The 3,433-nt window shown below is 70.7% G+C and carries 4 protein-coding genes; 2 read left to right on the top strand and 2 right to left on the bottom strand.

From position 1 onward, the window contains the following. On the bottom strand, positions 1 to 306 hold a 306-nt coding region (locus tag L0H79_RS21475; RefSeq protein ID WP_301486762.1), incomplete at its 3' end, for an FAD-dependent oxidoreductase. 87 nt (positions 307 to 393) lie between these two features. On the opposite strand from L0H79_RS21475, the gene L0H79_RS21480 reads away from it, so the two are divergent. Further along, positions 394 to 852, top strand: coding sequence for an SRPBCC family protein (locus L0H79_RS21480; protein WP_301486764.1), 459 nt, complete (start codon positions 394 to 396; stop codon positions 850 to 852). Between the two features lie 10 nt (positions 853 to 862). Next, on the top strand, positions 863 to 1,852 hold the full coding sequence (locus tag L0H79_RS21485; protein ID WP_301486766.1) for a MerR family transcriptional regulator: 990 nt from the start codon (positions 863 to 865) through the stop codon (positions 1,850 to 1,852). Here L0H79_RS21485 and L0H79_RS21490 read toward each other — a convergent pair. Further along, positions 1,779 to 3,433, bottom strand: a 1,655-nt coding sequence (locus L0H79_RS21490) for an MMPL family transporter (protein ID WP_301486768.1), incomplete at its 5' end; no start/stop codon positions are given. The two genes, L0H79_RS21485 and L0H79_RS21490, sit on opposite strands and share 74 nt — an antisense overlap.

A 3,433-nucleotide genomic window follows, 5' to 3' on the forward strand; every position in this document is an offset into this window, starting at 1 on the left:
GGAGAGCCCGCACTGCTCGCAGGTGATGCTCATGCTCATCTCGGCGGGGCGGGTCGCCACCCCGAGCTCCTGGAAGAGGCGCAGCAGGTTCGGGTAGGTGCGCTCGTTCATGACGATGAAGCCGCTGTCCACGCGCAGCGGCTCACCGCGAGAGCCGGGCACCTCGTGGGTGTGAGCGTGACCGCCGAGCCGAGGCTCCGCCTCGTACAGGGTGACCTCGTGGTTGCGGTTCAGCAGGTATGCGGCGGTCAACCCGGACACGCCCGCTCCGATCACGGCAACCTCGGGCCGAGTTGCTGCTCGCATGAATGGTTCTCCTGCGGATGGATTGCTGTCGGGACACTTCAACCGTAAGATGCGTGTCAAAGGTTTGTCAAAGGTTTGGCGAAGAGTATGGAAGGGTTCGGACAAGGTATGGAGATCGAGCGCACCGTCACGACCAGCGCACCGGTCGAGGTGGTCTTCGGATACCTCGCCGACTTCACCACGTCGACCGAGTGGGACCCCGGCACCATCCGCACGATCCGGGTCAGCGGTGACGGCGGGGTCGGGACGACCTACCACAACACGTCACGCTTCCTCGGTCGGCAGACCGAGCTGACGTATGTCGTCGAGCAGCTCGTCCCGGCCTCGGTGATCCGGCTGCGCGGCGAGAACGCAACGGTGATCGCCCACGACACGATGACCTTGGCGGCGGGATCCTCCGGAGGCACGGTCCTCACCTACCGGGCGGCCTTCTCCTTCCAGGGTCTGGCCCGGTTCGTGGCGCCGTTGCTCCGGCCCGCTTTCCGCCGGCTCGGGGACGATGCCGAGCATGGGTTGCGCGCCGCCCTCGATCGGCTCGCCACCTAGGCTGAAGCCGATGTTCACGATCAAGCGCGCTGCCGAGCAGGTCGGGATCAGCGCCTCCACGCTGCGCTCCTGGGAGCGACGCTACGGGATCGTGACCCCCTCCCGCACCGAGGGCGGCTACCGGCTCTACGACGAGGCCGACCTACGGGCCCTCAGCCTCATGGCGCGGCTCGTCGAGGACGGCTGGACGCCGAGCACCGCGGCCACCGAGGCCATCGGCCGACTCGAGACGGTGTCTGGGGATACAACGGCGTCCGACGCCCGCCTCGCGCCGGCCGTCCCTGCGAGCCCGACGACGGGGCCAGGGCTGCCGTCACCATCCGCGGACACCTTGGCCGCGGCGATGCTCGCGGCGGCGGCCGCCCTCGACGCTGCTGCCCTCTCGGTGGTCCTCGACGAGATGTTCACCGTCGGCAGCTTCGAGTCGGTCGTCGACCACCATCTGCTGCCGGCCATGCACGCGCTCGGACAGGCCTGGGCTTCGGGCCGGGTCAGCGTTGCGGCCGAGCATCTCGGCTCCCATGCGGTCATGCGCCGACTCGGCGCGTCGTTCGAGGCGGCGGCGAGCTTCGGCAACGGCCCCCGGGTGCTCGTTGGTCTGGCCCCCGGTTGTCGGCACGAGGTCGGCCTCTTCGCGTTCGCGGTGGCGGCACGCCGCCGGGGCATCGCAACCGACTACCTCGGCGCCGACCTGCCCGTTGCGGACTGGGTGGACGCCGTCGCGACCCGCGACCCAGCCGCCATCGTGCTCGCCGTGTCGATGGCCGCCGACCTCGAGGCGACCCAGCAGGTCGTGACGGCAGTGCACGACCGGCATCCGCACCTTGTGATCGCGGTCGGGGGCCACGAGCAGGACCTCGCGCCCCGGGATGTCGAGCGTCTCGGTCATGGGATCGGCACCGCCGCCGCCGCTCTGGCGCAGACCCTCACCGGGCACGATGCCGGCCGGCCCGCCGAGGGGGCGGCCGGCCGGGCCACCAGAACGCATCGCCGAGCCTGATCGCGATCGCGGGCACGAGCAGGGTCCGCACGACGAGGGTGTCGAGCAACACCCCGATGCAGATGATCACCCCGATCTGCGCGAGGACGACCAGCGGCAGGACGCCGAGCACGGCGAAGACGGCCGCGAGCAGCACCCCGGCGCTCGTGATGACCCCGCCCGTCGCGGCCAGGGCGCGCACCATCCCCGATCGCGTGCCGTGTTCCCGCGCCTCTTCGCGCGCCCGCGTGACCAGGAAGATGTTGTAGTCGACCCCGAGGGCGACGAGGAAGACGAACGAGAGCAGCGGTGCGCTGTCATCCAACCGCTCGAAGCCGAGCCAGTGGGTGAAGACCAGCCAGGACAGGCCGAGGCTGGCGACATACGTGAGGACCACCGTCGCCACGAGCACGACCGGCGCGATCACGGAACGCAGGAGCAGGGCGAGCGCGACGAGGACCAGCCCGAGGATGACGGGCAGGATCAGCCCGCGGTCGCGCTGCGCGGCCACCGAACCGTCCAGGGCAGCCGCCTCGGTCCCGCCGACGTGTGTCTCGGTGAAGCCGGCGAGGTGTTCGCGCAGCGCGGCCACGTTCATACGCATCTGGTCCGTGCCGGGAGGGCCGGTCAGGACCGCGTCGATCTGCGTCACGCCCTCGGCCTGTGTCGTGATCCGCGCGGAGGTCACCCCCGGCGTGCCCTGCGCAGCGGCAAGCACTCGCCGACCGTCCTCGCTCGTCACGATCACGGCAGGGTCGGCCATGCCGGCGGGGAACGACTGCGCCAGACGCTCCGCGGCCACGATCGCCTCCGGCTTGTCGAGGAACTGGTCTGCCGTCGACAGTCCCGTGCGCAGCCCTGTTGCCGCAATCGCAGCCGCGGCAAGGCCGACGAGGCTGACGGTGATGACGCGGCCCGGGTGCGCGGCGACCGCCTCGCCGATCCGGCGCCACGGGCTGTGGGCCTCGGCCAGCGATGCCTCGCCAACCCCTGGAACCTTCGGCCAGAAGACCCAGCGGCCGAAGACGACGAGGGCGGCAGGCAGGACGACAAGAACGAAGAAGGCAGCCGTCGCCACGCCGACGGCGCTGGCCAGGCCCAGCCCACGCGTCGTCGGGAAGACCGAGAGCAGGAGGGTCAGCACGCCGACCACCACAGTTGTGGCACTGCTCAGGACCGCCTCCGCCGTGCGCCGCAGGGCGAGCGCCATGGCCTCGCGTCGGTCCTCATGGCGACGCAGCTCATCCCGGTAGCGGGAGATGAGCAGCAGTGCGTAGTCGGTGCCCGCGCCGAAGACGAGCACCGACAGGATGCCGACGGTCGACTCGTCCCACGACACGCCCGTCATTGCGAGGACCCGTGTCGCCAGCACGGAGGCGAGCCGGTCGGCGATGCCGATGACGGTCAGCGGGATGAGCCACAAGACCGGGCTGCGGTAGGTGATGACCAACAGGATCGCGACGATCGAGGCGGTCGTGATCAGCAGACGCAGGTTCGCTCCCTGGAAGACGGCGGCCAGGTCCGCCTCGACGGCGGCCGGCCCGGTCACCTGCCCGGTCAGGCCGGGGGGCAGATCCAGGCGCACCTTCGCTCGCAGCTCTG

The sequence above is a fragment of the Intrasporangium sp. genome (assembly GCF_030452765.1).
Classification (GTDB): domain Bacteria; phylum Actinomycetota; class Actinomycetes; order Actinomycetales; family Dermatophilaceae; genus Intrasporangium_A.

Bases quoted from the DNA above. Each gene is read 5' to 3' on its own strand.
- L0H79_RS21480 (WP_301486764.1), top strand. From the start codon at position 394: ATGGAAGGGTTCGGACAAGGTATGGAGATCGAGCGCACCGTCACGACC.
- L0H79_RS21485 (WP_301486766.1), top strand. From the start codon at position 863: ATGTTCACGATCAAGCGCGCTGCCGAGCAGGTCGGGATCAGCGCCTCC.